This is a genomic window from Roseomonas sp. TS2 (assembly GCF_058833935.1).
The window spans coordinates 25,087-41,556 of record NZ_JCACVY010000006.1 but is presented as its reverse complement, the minus strand read 5'-3'; the positions used below and the strand labels follow the sequence as shown (position 1 = coordinate 41,556).

16 protein-coding genes are annotated in these 16,470 nt (G+C 70.9%); 9 read left to right on the top strand and 7 right to left on the bottom strand.

What is annotated here, in order from left to right:
- Window positions 1-4: 4 nt before the first annotated feature.
- Genes ACZJYS_RS02590 through ACZJYS_RS02570 form a run of 5 tightly spaced genes read right to left on the bottom strand, consistent with a single transcriptional unit; the run spans window position 5 to window position 5,154 of the window.
- Window positions 5-970 carry an SDR family oxidoreductase gene (locus ACZJYS_RS02590; RefSeq protein ID WP_493175591.1) on the bottom strand — a complete coding sequence of 322 codons (966 nt, stop codon included), beginning with the start codon at window positions 968-970 and terminating at the stop codon, window positions 5-7.
- A 60-nt stretch (window positions 971-1,030) separates the two neighbouring features.
- Window positions 1,031-3,355, bottom strand: coding sequence for a xanthine dehydrogenase family protein molybdopterin-binding subunit (locus tag ACZJYS_RS02585; protein ID WP_493175590.1), 2,325 nt, complete (start codon window positions 3,353-3,355; stop codon window positions 1,031-1,033).
- A 10-nt stretch (window positions 3,356-3,365) separates the two neighbouring features.
- Entirely contained in the window at window positions 3,366-3,830 is a 465-nt protein-coding gene (locus ACZJYS_RS02580) for a (2Fe-2S)-binding protein (protein WP_493175588.1), read from the bottom strand.
- 41 nt (window positions 3,831-3,871) lie between these two features.
- Complete coding sequence (locus ACZJYS_RS02575) at window positions 3,872-4,507, bottom strand: class I SAM-dependent methyltransferase (protein WP_493175586.1); 636 nt, start codon at window positions 4,505-4,507, stop codon at window positions 3,872-3,874.
- The gene (locus ACZJYS_RS02570) at window positions 4,504-5,154 is read right to left on the bottom strand and encodes a DedA family protein (RefSeq protein ID WP_493175584.1); all 651 of its coding nucleotides are present in this window, start codon (window positions 5,152-5,154) and stop codon (window positions 4,504-4,506) included. Before ACZJYS_RS02570 ends, ACZJYS_RS02575 begins: the two co-directional genes overlap by 4 nt.
- Before the next feature lie 381 nt (window positions 5,155-5,535).
- On the opposite strand from ACZJYS_RS02570, the gene ACZJYS_RS02565 reads away from it, so the two are divergent.
- From ACZJYS_RS02565 to ACZJYS_RS02525, 9 genes are all read left to right on the top strand, one after another.
- Window positions 5,536-6,255 carry a response regulator gene (locus ACZJYS_RS02565; RefSeq protein ID WP_109519208.1) on the top strand — a complete coding sequence of 240 codons (720 nt, stop codon included), beginning with the start codon at window positions 5,536-5,538 and terminating at the stop codon, window positions 6,253-6,255.
- A complete protein-coding gene (locus ACZJYS_RS02560; protein WP_493175582.1) occupies window positions 6,252-7,625 on the top strand; it encodes a sensor histidine kinase in 1,374 nt (457 codons plus the stop codon). The genes ACZJYS_RS02565 and ACZJYS_RS02560 overlap by 4 nt, the downstream gene beginning before the upstream one ends.
- Before the next feature lie 116 nt (window positions 7,626-7,741).
- On the top strand, window positions 7,742-8,053 hold the full coding sequence (locus tag ACZJYS_RS02555) for a GMC oxidoreductase (protein WP_219929840.1): 312 nt from the start codon (window positions 7,742-7,744) through the stop codon (window positions 8,051-8,053).
- A 115-nt stretch (window positions 8,054-8,168) separates the two neighbouring features.
- Window positions 8,169-9,749 carry an ABC transporter substrate-binding protein gene (locus tag ACZJYS_RS02550; RefSeq protein WP_493175581.1) on the top strand — a complete coding sequence of 527 codons (1,581 nt, stop codon included), beginning with the start codon at window positions 8,169-8,171 and terminating at the stop codon, window positions 9,747-9,749.
- A 269-nt stretch (window positions 9,750-10,018) separates the two neighbouring features.
- Window positions 10,019-10,561: a methanogen output domain 1-containing protein gene (locus ACZJYS_RS02545; RefSeq protein ID WP_493175580.1), complete on the top strand. Its 543-nt coding sequence runs from the start codon at window positions 10,019-10,021 to the stop codon at window positions 10,559-10,561.
- A 250-nt stretch (window positions 10,562-10,811) separates the two neighbouring features.
- Window positions 10,812-11,627 (top strand): sensor histidine kinase, encoded by an 816-nt coding sequence (locus tag ACZJYS_RS02540; RefSeq protein ID WP_493175578.1) that lies wholly within the window; start codon window positions 10,812-10,814, stop codon window positions 11,625-11,627.
- Window positions 11,624-12,124, top strand: a complete 501-nt coding sequence (locus tag ACZJYS_RS02535; protein WP_109519213.1) for a response regulator — start codon at window positions 11,624-11,626, stop codon at window positions 12,122-12,124. The genes ACZJYS_RS02540 and ACZJYS_RS02535 overlap by 4 nt, the downstream gene beginning before the upstream one ends.
- 662 nt (window positions 12,125-12,786) lie before the next feature.
- Entirely contained in the window at window positions 12,787-12,996 is a 210-nt protein-coding gene (locus tag ACZJYS_RS02530) for a transposase (protein WP_493175575.1), read from the top strand.
- A gap of 431 nt (window positions 12,997-13,427) precedes the next feature.
- Window positions 13,428-13,910, top strand: a complete 483-nt coding sequence (locus tag ACZJYS_RS02525) for a DUF1003 domain-containing protein (RefSeq protein ID WP_245906536.1) — start codon at window positions 13,428-13,430, stop codon at window positions 13,908-13,910.
- Window positions 13,911-14,595: 685 nt separating this feature from the next.
- Here ACZJYS_RS02525 and ACZJYS_RS02520 read toward each other — a convergent pair.
- Together ACZJYS_RS02520 and ACZJYS_RS02515 are read right to left on the bottom strand one after the other, a co-directional pair.
- Window positions 14,596-16,050 (bottom strand): amidase, encoded by a 1,455-nt coding sequence (locus tag ACZJYS_RS02520; protein WP_493175573.1) that lies wholly within the window; start codon window positions 16,048-16,050, stop codon window positions 14,596-14,598.
- Entirely contained in the window at window positions 16,050-16,253 is a 204-nt protein-coding gene (locus tag ACZJYS_RS02515; RefSeq protein WP_109518141.1) for a hypothetical protein, read from the bottom strand. Before ACZJYS_RS02515 ends, ACZJYS_RS02520 begins: the two co-directional genes overlap by 1 nt.
- Window positions 16,254-16,470 lie beyond the last annotated feature (217 nt).

Genomic DNA, 16,470 nt, shown 5'->3' with positions numbered 1-16,470 from the left:
CGCCTCAGGCGCCGCGCGCAGCCTGCCGCACGAGGCTCGGCAACAGCGTGGGCTGGCTGAACTCCACCCCCGTCAGCCTGCGGGAGACCTCCCAGAGGCGGATCATCGCGCGGACGTCGAGCGACGCCTCGGGGGGCTTGGCGGCCGCCGGATGGCCCCGCGTCTCGCCCAGCCGGCCCGGGCCGTAATAGCCGCCACTCCTGGCCTCGGCGGCCGTCGCCGCGAACAGGGCCGGCAGCGCGCCCTGGGCGGGTGGCTGGAACAGGAACCACAACAGGGACCGCGCGAGGCCCTGCAGGCTGTACCGGCCCGGCGCGTTGTGCAGGAGGTCGGTCCGCGAGATCCCGGGATGCGCGGCGAGGCTCGTCACGCCCCACCCTGCGGCGTTGCTGCGGCGCTGCAGTTCGAAGGCGAACAGCAGGCAGGCGAGCTTGGACTGGCTGTAGGCGCGCATGGGCCGGTAGTCGCGTTCGGCCTGCAGGTCGTCGAAGTCGATCGCGCCACGCCGCGCGGCGATGCTCGAGAGCGTCACCACGCGCGGCGCCGCGCTTCGCCGGAGCAGCGGCAGCAGATGGGCGGTCAGCGCGAAATGGCCGAGATGGTTGGTGCCGAACTGCAGCTCGAAGCCGTCCGCCGTGGTCTGGCGGCGCGGCGGCGTCATCACCCCGGCATTGTTGACGAGGATGTCGATCGCCGCCTGGGCGGCGTTGAGGCGCTCGCCGCAGGCGGCGATCGAGGCGAGGTCGGCGAGATCCACCTCCTCGAAGGCCAGGGCGGCATCCGGCACCGCCTGCCTGATCCGCGCGACGGCCTCGGCGCCCCGCGCCGGGTTGCGCCCGGCGATAATCACCCGGCTCCCGGCCCGCGCGAGCGCCAGAGCGGTCTCGAAGCCAAGGCCGCCGGTTCCCGTCACCACGGCGGTGCGGCCGCGCTGCGAGGGGATGTCCTTGTTCGTCCAGTGCGTGGTCATGGTTGGTCCTGGCTGGCGTGTCGGGTGCTGTGGTCCGGCGGGCGGTGCCTTGCCATGGCCCTAGGCGGCATGGCCTGGCAGGAGGCTGCGGGTGCGCCGGGTGCCGATCGTCTCGGTGACGGCGAGCGGCAGCGCGCGCAGCCGCCGGCCCGTGGCGGCGTGGATGGCATTGGCGATGGCGGCCGCGACCGGGACGACGCCGGGCTCGCCGGCGCCGCCGGGCGGCAGGCTGCTCGGCAGGATCTCGACCGTCACGCCCGGGGCGTTGGCGAGACGCTGCAGGGGAAAGTCGTGGAAGTTCGACTCCACCACCGCGCCGGCATCGAGGGTGAGGGCGCTCATCATCGCCGTCGTGGCGCCGAACAGGATGCCGCCCTCCATCTGCGCGGCCACGGCATCGGGGTTGACCACCGTGCCGACATCGGCGGCGCAGAAGACATGGTCGACCCGGACCTCGCCATCCGCCGCCACGGTGACCTCGGCCACCTGCGCCACCACGCTCTCATAGGCGGCCTCGAGCGCGATGCCGCGCCCGCGCCCGGGCGCCATCGGCCGGCCCCATCCGGCCATCGCCGCGACGCGGTCCAGCACGGCGCGGTGACGGGGGCTCGCGCGCAGCAGGGCGCGCCGGTAGGTCAGCGGGTCCTGGCCCGCCGCCAGGGCGCATTCGTCGATGAAGGATTCGGTGAAGAAGGTGTTGAAGGAATAGCCGTTGGAGCGCCAGACGCCGACCGGCAGGTGGCTCGGCACATGGCGGCTGCGGACGCGCCGGGCGGGAAAGGCGTAGTAGGCCTTCTCCAGCCCTTCCACGGTGAAGCGGTCGCCCACCGGGCTGCCGCCCTGGCCGAATGGCAGGGTGCGGCTGGCCGCGGATTGCTGCACCGCCTGCGCGGCGACCAGCGCGTCATAGGCGGCGGGCAAGCCGTCAGGCCCGAGGGCGGCGCGCAGCCGGGCGGCGGCGTGGCTGCGGAACACGCCGCGGCCGATATCCTCCTCGCGCGACCACATCAGCTTGACCGGGCGCCCGCGGTGCCGCGCCGCCAGGAAGGCGGCCTGCGCCACCACGTCCAGCTCGCCGCGCCGGCCGAAGGCGCCGCCAGTCATGGTGACGTGGCAGGCGACCGAGGCCGGCTCGACGCCAGCCCAGCCGGCACCGCGATTGACGCCCCAGCGCATGGTGAGCGGCGATTGCGAGGAGCACCAGGCCTCGGCCGTGCCGTCCTCCCGGATCAGCACGGTCGCGTTCATCGGCTCCATGCAGGCATGGGCGACGAAGGGCACGGTGTAGCTGGCCTCGACCAGCGGCGCCGCGCCGGGGCCGAACGCCGCCTCCACCGCGCCCTCCCGCAGATGCTCATGCGCCCCCTCATCGCCGAGCGCGGCCTGCAGGGCGCCGGCCAGCGTCGCGCTGCTGGCGCGGTCCGCCGCCGTCTCCGTCCAGGCGATGTCGAGCTGCGCGGCGGCCGTCTCGGCCGCCCACCAGGAGGTGGCGACCACCGCGACGCCGCGCCCGTCGATCACGGCCAGGTCGAGGATGCCGGGCCGGGCGCGCACCGCCGCCGCGTTGCGCAGGTGCGCGACGGCGGCGCCGAACACCGGCGCCTGGCGGATTGCCGCGTGCAGCAGGCCGGGCAGCACCACATCGGCGCCGAACACCGGCTCGCCCCGCACCTTCGCCGGCAGGTCGACGCGCGGCTGCGACCGGCCGATCAGCCGCCAGGCGGAGGCCGGGCGCAGGGCCGGGTCCGGCGGCGGGGTGAATGCCGTGGCATCGCGCGCGAGGGCGCCATAGGCGATGCTGCGGCCCGTGGCGGGGTGGCGGACGAAGCCCTCGGCCGTCGTCAGCGCGCCGGCCGGCACGCCGAGCCGTACGGCGGCGGCCGCGACCAGCATGTGGCGCGCCGCGGCGCCGGCACGGCGCATCGGCACCCACAGCCCCATCGTCGAGGTGGAGCCGGCCGTGTTCATCAGCGGCAGCGCGCTGAGCGCGCGGCTCGCCGCCCACATCAGGGGGCCGCGCATCGCCTCGGGGCGGGTGCGCAGCGGCGCGCCGGCATTGGCGTAGACCGGCAGTTGCTCGACCGGGTGCTCGACGCGGATGCGGCCATCGAAGGGGATGTCCAGCTCCTCCGCCACCAGCATGGCGAGGCCGGTGTGGATGCCCTGGCCCATCTCGGTCCGGGGCGCCTGGATCACCACGCGGCCATCCTCGTGGAGGGCGACGAAGGCGTTGAGCACGGCGCGGTCGCCGTCGACATGGGGGTCCGGGCCGTCCATGTCGACGAAGGCGAGGTAGCCGGTGCCGGCGGCGGCGGCGGCCAGGACGGTGCCGCCGAGCGCGGCGCCCCCCAGCAGGGCGGCGCGGCGGGAGAGGAGGCGGGCCATGGCGCGCCCCTCAGCCCTGGCCAGGCGCCGCGGCGGCGCGGTGGATGGCGCGGCGGATGCGCGGATAGGTGCCGCAGCGGCAGACATTGTCGATGAAGGCGTCGATCTCGGCATCGGTCGGCCGGGGCGTGCGCGCCAGCAGCGCCGTGGCGGCGATGAGGAAGCCCGGCTGGCAGAAGCCGCATTGCGGCACCTGCTCGTCGATCCAGGCTTGCTGCAGCGCGGAGAGGTCGCCCTCCGGCCCGCCCAGGCCCTCCACCGTCACCACGGCGGCGCCGGCGGCTTCGGCGAGCGGGGTGACGCAGGAGGGCACCGACTGGCCGTCGAGCAGGACGCGGCAGGCGCCGCACTGGGCGACGCCGCAGCCGTATTTCGGGCCGAGCAGGCCCAGCTCCTCGCGCAGCACCCAGAGCAGGGGCTTGTCCGGGGCGGCGTCCACCCGCACGGGGCGGCCATTGACGATGAGGGAGATCATGCTGTCCTCCGGATTCCGTTGTGCTGGCCGCGTGCCGCCGCTCATCCGCGCGGCGCCGCAGGAAGGCCCATGGCGGGCCTGTCCTGCGCCGGGGGGCGGGGCTGGCGCTGGCGGATGCGGTAGACCGAGGCGGGCGGGACATTGGCCAGCGTCCCGCCGATGCGGATGGCCTTCAGCCCCAGCCGGTCCAGCAGGATGCGTGGGATGGGGCAGGCGGGCCCGTAGGTGAACTGATAGAAGGCGCCGGCCGGATGCATCTTGCCGAAGGCGCCCTCCAGGATGGCGATCACCTTGCGCGGGCTCATGGAGAGCACGGGCAGCCCGCTGACGACGGCGCCGGCGGGGCGGCCGCCGAACAGCTCCACGCCCTGCAGGCGCCGGGCGTCCATCCAGAGGGTGTGGGCCCTGGGATAGCGGCGGCGCAGCGTCACCGCGAACTCCGAGCCGAACTCGACCAGCGCCAGATCCTCCTCGCGCACGCCGCGCGCCAGCAGGGCGCGGGTGAAGGCGCCGGTGCCGGGGCCCAGCTCGATCACCGGGCCGGTCCCGGCGGTGATCTCGGAGGTGATGACCTGCGCCAGCGCCTGCCCCGAGGGCATGACCGCCGCCACGCGCAATGGATCGAGGAGCCAGGCCCGGAAGAAGCTGTAGGTCTCGCTCACGGCGGCGAAACTCATGGAATGCGGTCCTCGAGGGGAAGCAGGGCAGGGTGCGGCGGGCGGCGGCGCCGGAGGCGCCAGGCGAGCAGGAGGGCGGCGCCCTCCGCCGCCAGCAGGATCAGCAGGAGCTGGAGCGCGAGGAGGGAGGCGTTGGCCCCGGCGGAGCGCTGCGCGGCCAGATAGCCGAGGCCGACGAAGAAGGCGCTCCAGACGATGACGCCCGCCGTGGTGGCCAGGAGGAAGGCGCGAAACCCGTGGCCAAGCAGGCCGGCGATCAGCGGCGCCAGCAGCCGGATGGTTGGCACGAGCTGCGCGGCGAAGGCGATCGCGCCTTGTTGGCGGCGGTAGCCCTGCACCCAGCGGTCCAGCCGTGCGGCGGGCAGGCCGGCCAGACGGGCGCCCCGGTGCAGCAGGGCGAGCGCGCGGGCCTCCCCCAGCGCGGCCGCGAGGCCGTAGGATGCGAGGCATCCGGCCACGCCGCCGGAGGCCACGGCGGAGAGGGCGAGCGGCACCGGCCACAGGCCATCTCCGGCGCCGATGCCGACCGCCACCAGCAGGCCGTAGGAGGGCATGATGGGGACGAGCCGCTCCGACGCGGCGGCGGCGAACAGGCCGGCGAAGCCGAGCGGGGCCGCCCATGCGACGAGGCTGCCGAGCGGATCCATGGTCAGCGGCCACCGGTGCCGGCGGCCGGCAGCGGGGCGGCGAGCGCCGCGCCGCCCGCCTCGCCGGCCGGGCTCCGCGTCTTGCCGGCCTGACGGTGGATCCTGGCGATGTGGCCGTCGCGCCAGCCGGGCCAGATCGGGGGCAGGGGGACCGCCCTGCCGGAGGGGCCTGCAGCGCCGGCAGGGCGGGTCCGGCCGGACGGAGGGCAGGGAAGGGAAGAGGCCAAGGCGGTGCTCCTGGTTGCCAGGAGCGAGACTAGGGAGCCTGTGCTTCCCCATGATGTGCGGTGTTTGACAGCATCCACACCATGTTTCAGCACAGACACAATCAGCATAAAAACCGGTCATAAGCCGCGCCATGCCCGGTGGTAGAAGAGGGACATGACACCGATGCCCCACGTTCTGGTTGTGGACGACGACGAGGACATCCTGATGCTGCTGACGCAGTTCCTTCAGAACCACGCCTGTCGCGTCTCGCTGGCGCGTAGCGGCGCGGAGATGCTGGCGGCGCTGGAGGAGAAGGGCGTCGACGTCATCGTCCTCGACGTCATGCTGCCGGACGAGAGCGGCTTCGAGCTCTGCCGCAAGGTGCGCATGGCCTCGGCCATACCCGTCATCATGCTCACCGCGGTGAGCGACCATTTGGAGCGCGTCGTCGGCCTCGAGATCGGCGCCGACGACTACATCACCAAGCCCTTCAACGCGCGTGAGCTGCTGGCGCGGATCAAGGCCGTGCTGCGCCGCGCGGAGGCCAGCACCGCGCCGAAGCCGGCAGACCCCCACCCCATGCTGAGCTTCGGCCGATGGCGCCTGGATATCAGGCGGCGCGAGCTGCGCCTGGACGACAACACGCTGATCCCGCTCTCGGGCGGCGAGTTCGACCTGCTCCTGGCCTTCGCCGAGAAGCCGCAGCGCGTGCTGACGCGGGACATGCTGATGGACCTGGCGCATGGCGAGAACCACGCCGCCTTCGACCGCAGCATCGACGTGCAGGTCAGCCGCCTCCGCCGCAAGCTCGAGGCCGATCCGAAGAGCCCGGAGCTGATCCGCACGGTGCGCAACGGCGGCTACATCCTCATGGCCCCGGTGACGCGCTCATGATCGCGCGGCTGTGGATGCGGGACACGATCACGCGCCGTTTCGTCCTGACGATCTTCGTCGTCCTGGCGGCGACGGTCGCGATGAACGGCGCCTTCGTCACGCTTTCCGGCGTCTGGGGTCAGCCTTCCTTCGAGAAGAGCGGCCTCCCGGAGGCGGCCGCGGCGACGGTGCGGATCATCGAGGCCCAGCCGCCCGAGCAGCGCGCCGCCCTGGCCCGCTCGGCCGGGACGCGCCTCTACGACGTCGCCTGGCACGCGGCGCCGCTGGTCGAGCCAAGCGCCGCCCAGCAGGACAGCTACATCGCCGGGCGGGACCGGCTGCGGGCGCTGCTCGAGGATCCTTCGCGGGCCATCCTGTTCCTCCACAGCGGGCATCCCGCCATCGAGGGAGGCGCCCTGGCCGCGGAGTTCATGCGGCGCGGCCAGCTTTATTTCGTGAGTGTCGCGCTGCGAGACGGCAGCTGGATCACCTTCTCCGCCGCCGAGCGGAGCTGGGGCATCGCCACTCCGCTGCGCGGCGTGCTGATCGTCCTGTTCGCCGCCGCCTCGATCCTGGGCTGCTCGGCCGCGGCCGCCTGCTCCCTGGCCTCTCCCGTGGCGCAGCTGGCCGGGGCAGTCCGCCGCTTCGGCGTCGATCCACGGGCGCCGGACATTCCCGTGAGCGGCCCGGTCGAAATCCGCGAGACGATCGTCGCCTTCAATGCCATGCAGGGGCAGATCCGGCGCTTCGTCGAGGACCGCACCACCATGCTGGCCGCGATCTCGCACGACCTGCGCACGCCGCTGACGCGCATGCGGCTGCGCGCCGAGTTCATCGGCGATGCCGTGCAGCAGCAGAAGCTGTTCCGCGATGTCGACGAAATGCGCAACATGGTGGATTCGGCCCTGTCGTTCTTTCGCGACGATGCCGGGCAGGAACCGGCGACGAGCTTCGACCTGCCCGAGCTCATCAAGACCATCATCGACGACTATGGCGACCAGGGCATTCGCATCGACTACACGGGACCGCACCACGCGCGGTGGACAGGCCGGCCCCGCGCGCTGCGGCGGGTGTTCGAGAACCTCATCGAGAACGCCCTGAAACACGCGACGCCGCCTGCCATCGCGCTGCGGATCACGGATCGCGGGGCCGAGCTGACGGTGCGCGACCGGGGGCCGGGCGTCGATCCGGACAAGCTGGAGCAGGTGTTCATGCCCTTCCACCGGCTCAGCAAGGCCCGCAATCCCTCGACCGGCGGCATGGGGCTGGGCCTGACCTCGGCCCGCAGCATCATCCGCGCCCATGGCGGCGACCTCACGCTGCGCAACCTTGCCGCCGGCGGCCTCGAGGCGATTGTCGCGCTGCCCGGCCTGTCCTTCGAGGAAGCCTGAGGCGGCGTGGGCGAGCCCGGCCCGCGAGGGCGCTGGCTTCAGCAGAGACCCGGGAATTACAGTGCCCGGAAGAACCGCAACCCGGGTGGAGCAGTGCAGGGGGTCAGGATCACCATGTGCACATCGCCACCACGGGCCACGGCCACGGACCGCGTGGTGGACCCGGGGTGGAGGCGCTGAGCAACGCCGGACTCGAGGACTGGCTGTTGAGCGGATACGGCGACGCGCAGCACGCTATCGGTCCGTGCCGCATGGGCGCCACTGACGATCCACGCATGATGGTGGACACGGAGTGCCGCGTGTTGGGCTGCACAGGCCCATGCCTGGCCGACGCCTCCATTATGCCGGAGGTGCCAAGCGCGAGCACCCGCCCGACACGCGTGGCGATCGCCGAGCGCATGGCCGGAAGGCCGGGAGCGGCGGCATGAGCGGCGTCATCGCGAAGAACCTGGCCCTTGCAAGCGCCGCTCGAATCAGCAGCATTGGGGCCAACGGTGAAAGCCGCGTATCGTGGCTGACCCGCAGCCCTTGAAGGAGGCTTTCATGCGTCGTCGTTCACTGCTGCAGGGGATGGCCATCTCCACCGCCGCCCTTGCCGCTCCGGCCCTGGCGCAGGGGCAGTCCCGCACCCTGCGCTTCATCCCGCAGATCGACCTTGCCTTCCTCGACCCGCATTGGACCACGGCCAATGTGACGCGCAACCACGGCTTCATGGTGTTCGACACCCTCTACGGGTTGGACCCGAACGATGTGCCCTATCCGCAGATGGCGGAAGGCCATGTGGTGGAGGATGACGGTCGGCGCTGGACGATCCGCCTGCGCGAGGGGCTGCTGTTCCACGACGGCACGCCGGTGCTGGCGCGGGACTGCGTGGCGAGCATCCGCCGCTGGGGCGCGCGCGACGCCTTCGGCGGCGCCCTGATGCGGGTGAGCGAGGAAATTACCGCCCCCGACGACCGCACCATCGTCTTCCGCCTGAGGAAGCCCTTCCCCCTGCTGGCGGACGCGCTGGCCAAGACCACGGCCATGATGCCGGCCATCATGCCGGAGCGGATCGCGCGCACCGACCCTGGCACACAGATCACCGAGATCATCGGCAGCGGTCCCTTCCGCTACGTGCAGGAGGAACGGCTGCAGGGCGCGCGCAATGTCTATGCCCGCTTCGACGGCTACCGGCCGCGGGAGGGCGGGCCAGCGCTCGGCACCGCCGGACCCAAGGTCGCGCATTACGACCGCGTGGTCTGGACCACCATCCCGGATGCCTCGACCGCCGCCGGCGCGCTGATGACGGGCGAGCATGACTGGTGGGAGCAGGTGGCGCACGACCTGAAGCCCATGCTGGCGCGCAGCCGCAGCATCCGGCTGCGGGTGCAGGAGGAGACGGGCACCCTCGGCATGCTGCGGCCGAACTGCACCCAAGCCCCCTTCAACAACCCGGCCATCCGCCGTGCCCTCATGGGTGCCATCGACCAGGCCGCCTACATGCAGGCCATCGTCGGCAACGACAGCGCCAGCTACCACGTGCCCACCGGCTTCTTCTGCCCCGGCACGCCGATGGCCAGCGAGGTCGGGCTCGACCCGCTCCGCAAGCCGCTCAGCGACGAGGCGGTGAAGCGTGACATCCTCGCCGCCGGCTACAACGGCGAGAAGGTCGTGCTGCTGGTGCCGACCGACTACGTGACGATCAAGGCGCTGGGCGATGTCGCGGCCGACATGTTGCGGCGGGTCGGCGTCAACGTCGATTACGTCGCGACCGACTGGGGTTCGATGCTGCAGCGCCGGAACAACCGCGGTCCGGTGGAGGCCGGCGGCTGGAGCCTGTTCGCCACAAGCTGGACGGGAACCGACCTGCTCAACCCGGCGACGCATGTGGGCGTGCGTGGCAATGGCACGGCAGGCTATGCCGGCTGGTACGAGAGTGCCCGGCTGGAGGGCCTCTACAACGACTGGTTCGATGCGCCGGACCTTGCGGGCCGCCAGGCCGTCTGCCGGGACATCCAGCGCGTGTGCATGGAGGAAGTGCCCTACTACCCCCTCGGCCAGTTCAAGCAGCAGACCGCGACGCGCGGGTTGCAGGGCTTGCAATCCGGCTTCACCAAGTTCTGGGGCGTGCAGCCAGGCTGACCCGGCGGTGCCGGGGATCCCTGCACCCACCGCCTAAGGCATTGAATCCCTGGTGCTTGGCGGCTGCTGCCGTGGGGTGCTTCGCTCGCCGTGGCCGATGCACGGGGAGCGAGGCAGGGGCGGGCGCAGACCGGATAGGCAGATCTCCCGGATGCCCTTGCCGGGTGCCGACGAGAGCGCTGCGCGGATACCGGTGTTGATGCATGATCGTGACGGCCTTAACAACGGCTCGAGGACGTGACATTGCGCGCGCCACTGGGAGAACTGCCATGACTGCGATCACGACGGCCCCGGCCGAGGCCGGCGAGGTTCAGCTTGACCGCGACATCTTCCTGCGGCGCCTCCTGCGTGAGCTGGCGGGCACGCTGCAGGAGATCGTCGGCCTCGAGGAGGCTTCCGGCTACATCAGTGTCGTCGGTGCCGCCATGGGAGAGCACATCGACGCGGAGTACCGCCGCGCCCTCGCCGTCGAGCGCCTCTCTCGCACGCAGGTGGCCGCGGTGCTGGTCGACCTCAAGCAGCGCATCCGCGGCGATTTCTTCGTCATCGAGGAGTCGGAGGACCGCCTGGTGCTCGGCAACCGCGCCTGCCCCTTTGGCGACTTCGTCCTGGGCCGCCCCTCGCTCTGCATGATGACATCGAACGTCTTCGGTTCCATCGCAGCGGAGAATTTGGGCTATGCCGGAGTCGAGCTCGAGCGCACCATTGCCCAGGGCCATGCCGGGTGCCGGGTGGTCGTCCACCTCCGGCCCTCCGCGCAGGCCCAGCCGGGTCTCCGCGAGTATTTCCGCCGTGACCATGCCAGCGCCTGACGAGGGCGCCGCGCGCGCCCTGCAGGCCCTGTCTGAGCCGGCGCTCCTCGTCGGCACACCAGGGCGGATCTTCTTCGCCAACCGCGCAGCCCTCGCGCGCCTGGGCCCAGGCGTCCAGGCCGGTGGGGATCTTCTTGTGCTCTGCCCAGGCGCCGAGGCCGGGTCGGCCCTCCGGCATTACCTGCTCCGCTGCTCCGGGTCGCGAAGCGCCCTTCCCGGCGCGGCGGATCTGCGAGACTCGGCTGGGCAGATGGTGCGCTTCCGGTGCGAGGCCGGGCTGCTGATACCTGCCGAGGAGGGCGAGACGCCGCTCCTGCTCCTGCGCCTCTCGGAGGCGGACAGGCGCTTCTCCGTGCTCACGCGCAAGATCCGCGAGCTCAATGAGGAGATCATGGAGCGCCGCCGCGCGCAGATCCTGCTTGAACAGGCACTCGGCGAGCGTGACCTGCTGTTGCGGGAACTGCACCACCGGGTGAAAAACAACATCCACATGCTCTCGGGCATGCTCTCGGCAGCGCGGCGCGAGGCCGGCGCGCCGGAGGCGGCTGCGGCGCTGGAGGAGGCCTCTCGCCGACTGGCGGCTGTCGGGGCGGTGCACCAGATGCTCTACCAGGGCTCGAACTTCCAAGGCGTGCCTGGGGAAGAGTTCGTCGCAAAGATCGCCACTATGGTGGCAGAGGCATCGGGCACGCGTGGGTGCCTGGTGGTCGAGGCGGAGCCGGTCGGGATCGGGAACGACGCAGCCATTCCCCTCGCGCTTGTCCTGAACGAACTCGTGGCGAACGCAGTCAAGCACGGGGCCCGCACCAATGGCACGCCGGGGCGGATCTGGGTCGGCCTGTCCGCAGCGCCCGATGACAGTGTCGAACTCTGGGTCGAGGACGAGGGGCCAGGCTTCGAGCCGGCCGCCGGCGTGGTCAGGCGGGCTTCCGGCCTCGGCCTGGTACGTGGCCTCGCGCGTCAGATCGGCGGGACCTTCTCGGTTGGGCGTAGCCGGGCCGGGGGTGCGCGCTGCGTGGTACGCTTCCAAGGCCAGTCCGCGTCGGCGGCGGAAGGCAAGGCATGACCGCGCTGACATGGCACGCCGCGTCTGCCTCCAGGCGCTGCCTTCCGGGCCTGCCTTCCGCCAGATGGCCATCCCCGCTTCACGTGCAGGACGAGGGCTGCCTGGGGGCGGGCGCGCCGTCCCGTGGCCGGGTGCTGGTGGTGGAGGACGAGTACTTCGTCGCGCTCTACGCCGAGGACGCACTGGCCTCCGCCGGCTTTGAGGTGGTCGGGGTCGCGGCAACGGCCGAGGAGGCGGTGGAGATCGCCCGGGCCGAGCGCCCCGACCTCGTGCTGATGGATATTCGACTGACGGGCGCGCGCGACGGAATCTCCGCTGCGGCGGAGATCCGCAGCAGCCTCGGCATCCCCAGCCTGTTCGCGACGGCACACTCCGATGCAGCCACCCGGGCCCGAGGCGAGGGGGCAGCGGCACCCCTCGGCTGGCTGACAAAGCCCTATACGCCAACCGAGATCGCCGCGGCCGTTGCTGCAGCGTTGACCAAGCTGCGCGGGTAGGATGGCGAGGACACCTGATCCGGTTCTGTTTCGAGCGCCGGATCAGGACCTGCAAGGATCTGAGGCGCGATGCATTGTTCAGTACCTTCTTCCGTTTGATCCACAATGGACTGAAAGACTGAAGTGCCTCTCATTCAACGGCACAGCCGGCCGAGTTGGATGATCGGCTGGCAGGATCTACTGACCTTTGTAAACTGACGGTGCATTTCCCGAATGGACATTCCATCGCTCACCGCGCCCGAAGATGGCGGTTGAGCTTGGGAGGCAGCCTCTGCCCGCTGATGACCAGGGCCGGAGTGGGCCAGCCCGAGGCCCCATTGCTGGCATGAATGGCCGCATGGAGATCGGGTGAGACAACCAAGATTTCGCGGGGATCATTGGCCCTGTTCCGTGCCAGCCATTCGGACGCCTCAGACAACCTCGCGGCTGGGGCGCCGGGCTGATTCACTGGCCTTGGTCAGCGGAGGCAATGGCAATGGCGGGGCAACTCGGCCTCTTCGACCCGGATGAGCGGTATGCAGCCCTTCCGCAGCCGGCGATCCGCTGGAGCGCCTCCCGGCCGTGGTCGATTTCGAGATCTTCTGTCCTGTTGGACTGGCCCCAGTTCGACCTGACACCGCGTATAGCGGCGAGGACCTCAGTCTGTGCTGAGGCATACGCTTATGCCGATGGACCCGCCTCGCGTCCAAATCCTCACCGGCCGTGAGCGCCGATGCTGCCACAATGCCGATCAGAAGCTCCGGCTGGTTGAGGGCGCCATGGAGCCAGACATGACGGCCTTGGCCGTGGCCCGGATGCACGGGGTCTCGCCCAGCCTGCTGTTGAATTGGAGGCGGCGCATGGCCGAGGGCGGCAAGGCAGCGGGCGGATGACGAGGTAAAGGCCGCCTACGCGAGCTGGTTTGCTGATGCCGAACCGGCCCATGGCCACTGCGGAACCATGGCCCTGTTGAACCGGGCGAGGCGGGCCTCCGGGGCGGAGCCCCTGAACCACGAAATATGCGCGCGTGATCCGGTGTTCTCCGGCGGCGGGCATATGGGTGAAGGTGCCTCGGTCCTCCGCCATCCGAGTGGCGTGCGCGCTTGCAGGCCCTCTGCCAGGCAGCGAGGGCACAAGCTCGCGGGGAGGATTCTCCGCCCTGCATGCGCCGAATTCGCCGGCGATGGACAGAATTACCAACCGGAAGGTTCCTCGCCGGTTCTTCTGACATCCCAGCGCGATTCCGAAGAAGGACCCCCGTGAAATGCCAGGACCAACACCGACGGTGCCGCCGCCAAGGCCGGTCGGCCTCAATACTTCTCTCATGCGCAACATCCAGGTCCTGGAGGATCGGCGCCGCCAGGAGGCCGCATCGGCGAGCCGGGAGGAGCGGGTTGCCGGGGCCATCACCCGTTTCACCGGCAGCATGACGTTCGTCTACATCCACCTGGCCTTCTACGGCACCTGGATCCTGGTCAATCTTGGCCTGGTCCCGGGCGTGCCCAAATTCGACCCGTCCTTCGTGGTGCTCGCGATGGAGGCTTCGGTCGAGGCCATTTTTCTCTCCACCTTTGTGCTCATCAGCCAGAACCGCATGGCCGCCGCAGCCGACAAGCGGGCCGATCTGGACCTTCAGATCAGCCTGTTGGCGGAGCATGAACTGACCAAGCTATCGGAACTCGTGGCCGAGATCGCCAGGCGCATGGACATCCGCACTCAGGCCGACCCGGAACTGAAGGAGGTGCAGCAGGACATCGCGCCAGAAGCCGTGCTGGACGAGATCGAGGCGCGGCAACGGAAAGACTGAATGGCCGGGACGGAAGAGGGGTGTTCGCCACGCGATGAGGAGGGCCTTCGGCGGCCATCCGGAAGATGATGAGCCTCGACCGGCGAGCCTGCCGGGCTGCGAACGGCAGGTGCCGCAACATGGCCTGCGGAGCCGGATAGAAAATGCGGCAATATGAGGCGGTAGCAGCCACTCCTACCGCCCGTATGCTTGATAACCTTTTATTATCGTGTCTTAGGGCCGTACGCCATAAACGCCCTCCTTTTGGCGGACGGGGTGAGACCTTTTCTGCGTGTATGCCCTGCGGCACAAACTCTCCTTGAACGGGGATGCAGGTGCGCCAGGAGTCTGGATTTTGATTCCATCTTGCTCGGGTTTGACCGGAGCCTGTCTTTATCAGGGCACTATTCGCCTCAGAATGATAATTATGACAACTTACGAGTGAGACATACCAAAATGAGCCCGTCAGACGCAGCCTTGCAGGTCTGCCGGTGAGGTCTCTCGGCGAAGATGGGAATCGGCATGGCAAGGCCGCTTTTCGCCGGCAGCTACCGGTTCCATCGGTTTCAGCTGAACACGCAGCGCGGCATGGCCATTGTTCACCTGCTCGCCACCTTGCGTCGGGACGAACCGCCCCGGATGCCGCTCCCGCTGCCTGAGGCGCCGCCGAACCTCGGAAGAAGTCGTCGGGCGGCGCGGCATGGCATCAGTCCAGCCGTGGGCGGCGCCGGTGCCAGTCCGTATCGCGCTGGAAGGCGTCGGCCGCCTGCATGACGCGCGCTTCGGCGAAGGGACGGCCTGCGAGTTGCAGCCCCACCGGCGCGCCCCTGTCATCGAAGCCACAAGGGATGCTGATGGCCGGCAGGCCCAGATAGTTGAAGGGCCGGGTGTTGCGCGAGATGGCACCGAAGCGGCTTATGGCCTCCGGGTCGCCGCTATCGATATCGGTCTCCGCGAGGCTCGGCAGGGCGCCCGGGATGGTCGGGCTGGCCAGCAGGTCCACCGCGCCGAAGGCCGCCCCAAAAGCTGCCTGGGCGAAGCCGCGCAGCACCGGGCCACGGCGGGAGAGCGCCTCCAGGTAGTAGGCCGCCGGCACCGCATAGCCGGGAAAGAGCCGGCCGCTGATATGCGCGGCGAAGTCGCCTGGGCGGTCGCGCATCCAGGTGGCATGGATGGTGGCGGCCTCGGCGCGGCTGACCACGGCGCCATAGGTCAGCACCTCCCGCATCATGGCCAGTTCCACCGGCACCACCGTGGCGCCGCGCCCGCGCAGCACATCGAGCGCCGTCTCGAAGGCGCGCAGCACGTCGGCATCCACCGCCTCCAGGAACCATTCCCGCGCCACGCCGATGCGCAGGCCGCGCAGATCGCCATCCAGCGCCGCCTCGTAATCCGGCACCGGCTCGCGCGCGCTGGTGGGGTCCTTCGGGTCGTGCCCGGCCATCACCGTCATCACCCGGGCGCAGTCGCGCGCGGTGCGGGTCAGGGGGCCGGCATTGTCGCAGGAGAAGGAGAGCGGCATCACGCCGTGGCGGCTGAGCCGCGTCTGCGTCGGCTTCAGCCCGGTCACGCCGCAGGCCGAGGCGGGCAGGCGGATGGAGCCGCCGGTGTCCGAGCCCAGCGCCATGAAGGCGAAGCCCGCCGCCACGGCGGCGCCCGAGCCGGAGGAGGAGCCGCCGGTGATGCGGCCGCGCACCCACGGGTTCTGGCAGTCGCCGAAATGGCGGTTGTGGCCGGTCGGGTTCTGCGCGAACTCGGCCATGTTCAGCCCGCCCAGGGTCAGCGCGCCGGCCTCCTCCAGCCGGCTGATCAAGGTGGCCGTGTAGGTGGGGCGGAAGTCGCGGCGGATGGCCGAGCCGCAGCTGCAGGGCTTGCCGGCCTGGTAGTACATATCCTTGTGCGCCATCGGCACGCCATGCAGCGGCCCGAGCGCCTCGCCGCGCGCCCGCCGGCGGTCGGCGGCCGCGGCCGCCTCCAGCGCCGCCGCCTCGTCCAGCCAGATGACGCTGTTCAGCGCCGCGTCGTGGCGGCGGATGCGCGCCAGGCAGGCCTCCGTGAGCGCCAGCGCGGTCACCTCGCCCCGCGCCAGGGCATCGGCCGCTTCGACGAGGGAGAGGGTGGCGAGGTCGTCCTGCTGGGCGAGGGCAGCGTCCTGGGGCATCAGCCGGGCTCCTTGCAGTCGCGCAGGGCGGCCTCGAAATCGGCCGGCTCGTCCTCGAAGCGCAGGCCGCCGCGCAGCGCCTCGAACTCGGCGATCAGCTTCAGCAGCTCGGCGGTCATCTGCCGCGCCGTCTCGTTCGGGCTGGCGATGCCGGACCAGCGGCGGGCAGCCTCCCCCGCCTGGGTGATGAAAACCTCGTCCATGGGCCCTGCCTCCGCGGAAGGGCGGCGCCTGCCGCCGCGATGCCCCGGCATTAACGGCGTATCCTTCCGCCCCCGCAAGAGGCGGCGCGCAACCCCGCCGGACCCCGCCGTATTCTCCCCCCATGCCGTTCCGGAACGCCCCGCCCGCCGGGGCCGCCGCTTCCGGGCACGGCCGATCTGCGCCATCATGCGGGGGCCATTCTTCCGCCCCGTGCCG

What these genes read in the sequence shown, in the direction of transcription:
- ACZJYS_RS02515 (WP_109518141.1), bottom strand. Translation starts at nt 16,253, where the DNA reads ATGGACGAGGTTTTCATCACCCAGGCGGGGGAGGCTGCCCGCCGCTGG.
- ACZJYS_RS02565 (WP_109519208.1), top strand. Translation starts at nt 5,536, where the DNA reads ATGACACCGATGCCCCACGTTCTGGTTGTGGACGACGACGAGGACATC.
- ACZJYS_RS02550 (WP_493175581.1), top strand. Translation starts at nt 8,169, where the DNA reads ATGCGTCGTCGTTCACTGCTGCAGGGGATGGCCATCTCCACCGCCGCC.
- ACZJYS_RS02575 (WP_493175586.1), bottom strand. Translation starts at nt 4,507, where the DNA reads ATGAGTTTCGCCGCCGTGAGCGAGACCTACAGCTTCTTCCGGGCCTGG.
- ACZJYS_RS02535 (WP_109519213.1), top strand. Translation starts at nt 11,624, where the DNA reads ATGACCGCGCTGACATGGCACGCCGCGTCTGCCTCCAGGCGCTGCCTT.
- ACZJYS_RS02540 (WP_493175578.1), top strand. Translation starts at nt 10,812, where the DNA reads ATGGTGCGCTTCCGGTGCGAGGCCGGGCTGCTGATACCTGCCGAGGAG.
- ACZJYS_RS02545 (WP_493175580.1), top strand. Translation starts at nt 10,019, where the DNA reads ATGACTGCGATCACGACGGCCCCGGCCGAGGCCGGCGAGGTTCAGCTT.
- ACZJYS_RS02590 (WP_493175591.1), bottom strand. Translation starts at nt 970, where the DNA reads ATGACCACGCACTGGACGAACAAGGACATCCCCTCGCAGCGCGGCCGC.
- ACZJYS_RS02520 (WP_493175573.1), bottom strand. Translation starts at nt 16,050, where the DNA reads ATGCCCCAGGACGCTGCCCTCGCCCAGCAGGACGACCTCGCCACCCTC.
- ACZJYS_RS02585 (WP_493175590.1), bottom strand. Translation starts at nt 3,355, where the DNA reads ATGGCCCGCCTCCTCTCCCGCCGCGCCGCCCTGCTGGGGGGCGCCGCG.
- ACZJYS_RS02580 (WP_493175588.1), bottom strand. Translation starts at nt 3,830, where the DNA reads ATGATCTCCCTCATCGTCAATGGCCGCCCCGTGCGGGTGGACGCCGCC.
- ACZJYS_RS02570 (WP_493175584.1), bottom strand. Translation starts at nt 5,154, where the DNA reads ATGGATCCGCTCGGCAGCCTCGTCGCATGGGCGGCCCCGCTCGGCTTC.
- ACZJYS_RS02560 (WP_493175582.1), top strand. Translation starts at nt 6,252, where the DNA reads ATGATCGCGCGGCTGTGGATGCGGGACACGATCACGCGCCGTTTCGTC.
- ACZJYS_RS02530 (WP_493175575.1), top strand. Translation starts at nt 12,787, where the DNA reads ATGCCGATGGACCCGCCTCGCGTCCAAATCCTCACCGGCCGTGAGCGC.
- ACZJYS_RS02525 (WP_245906536.1), top strand. Translation starts at nt 13,428, where the DNA reads ATGCGCAACATCCAGGTCCTGGAGGATCGGCGCCGCCAGGAGGCCGCA.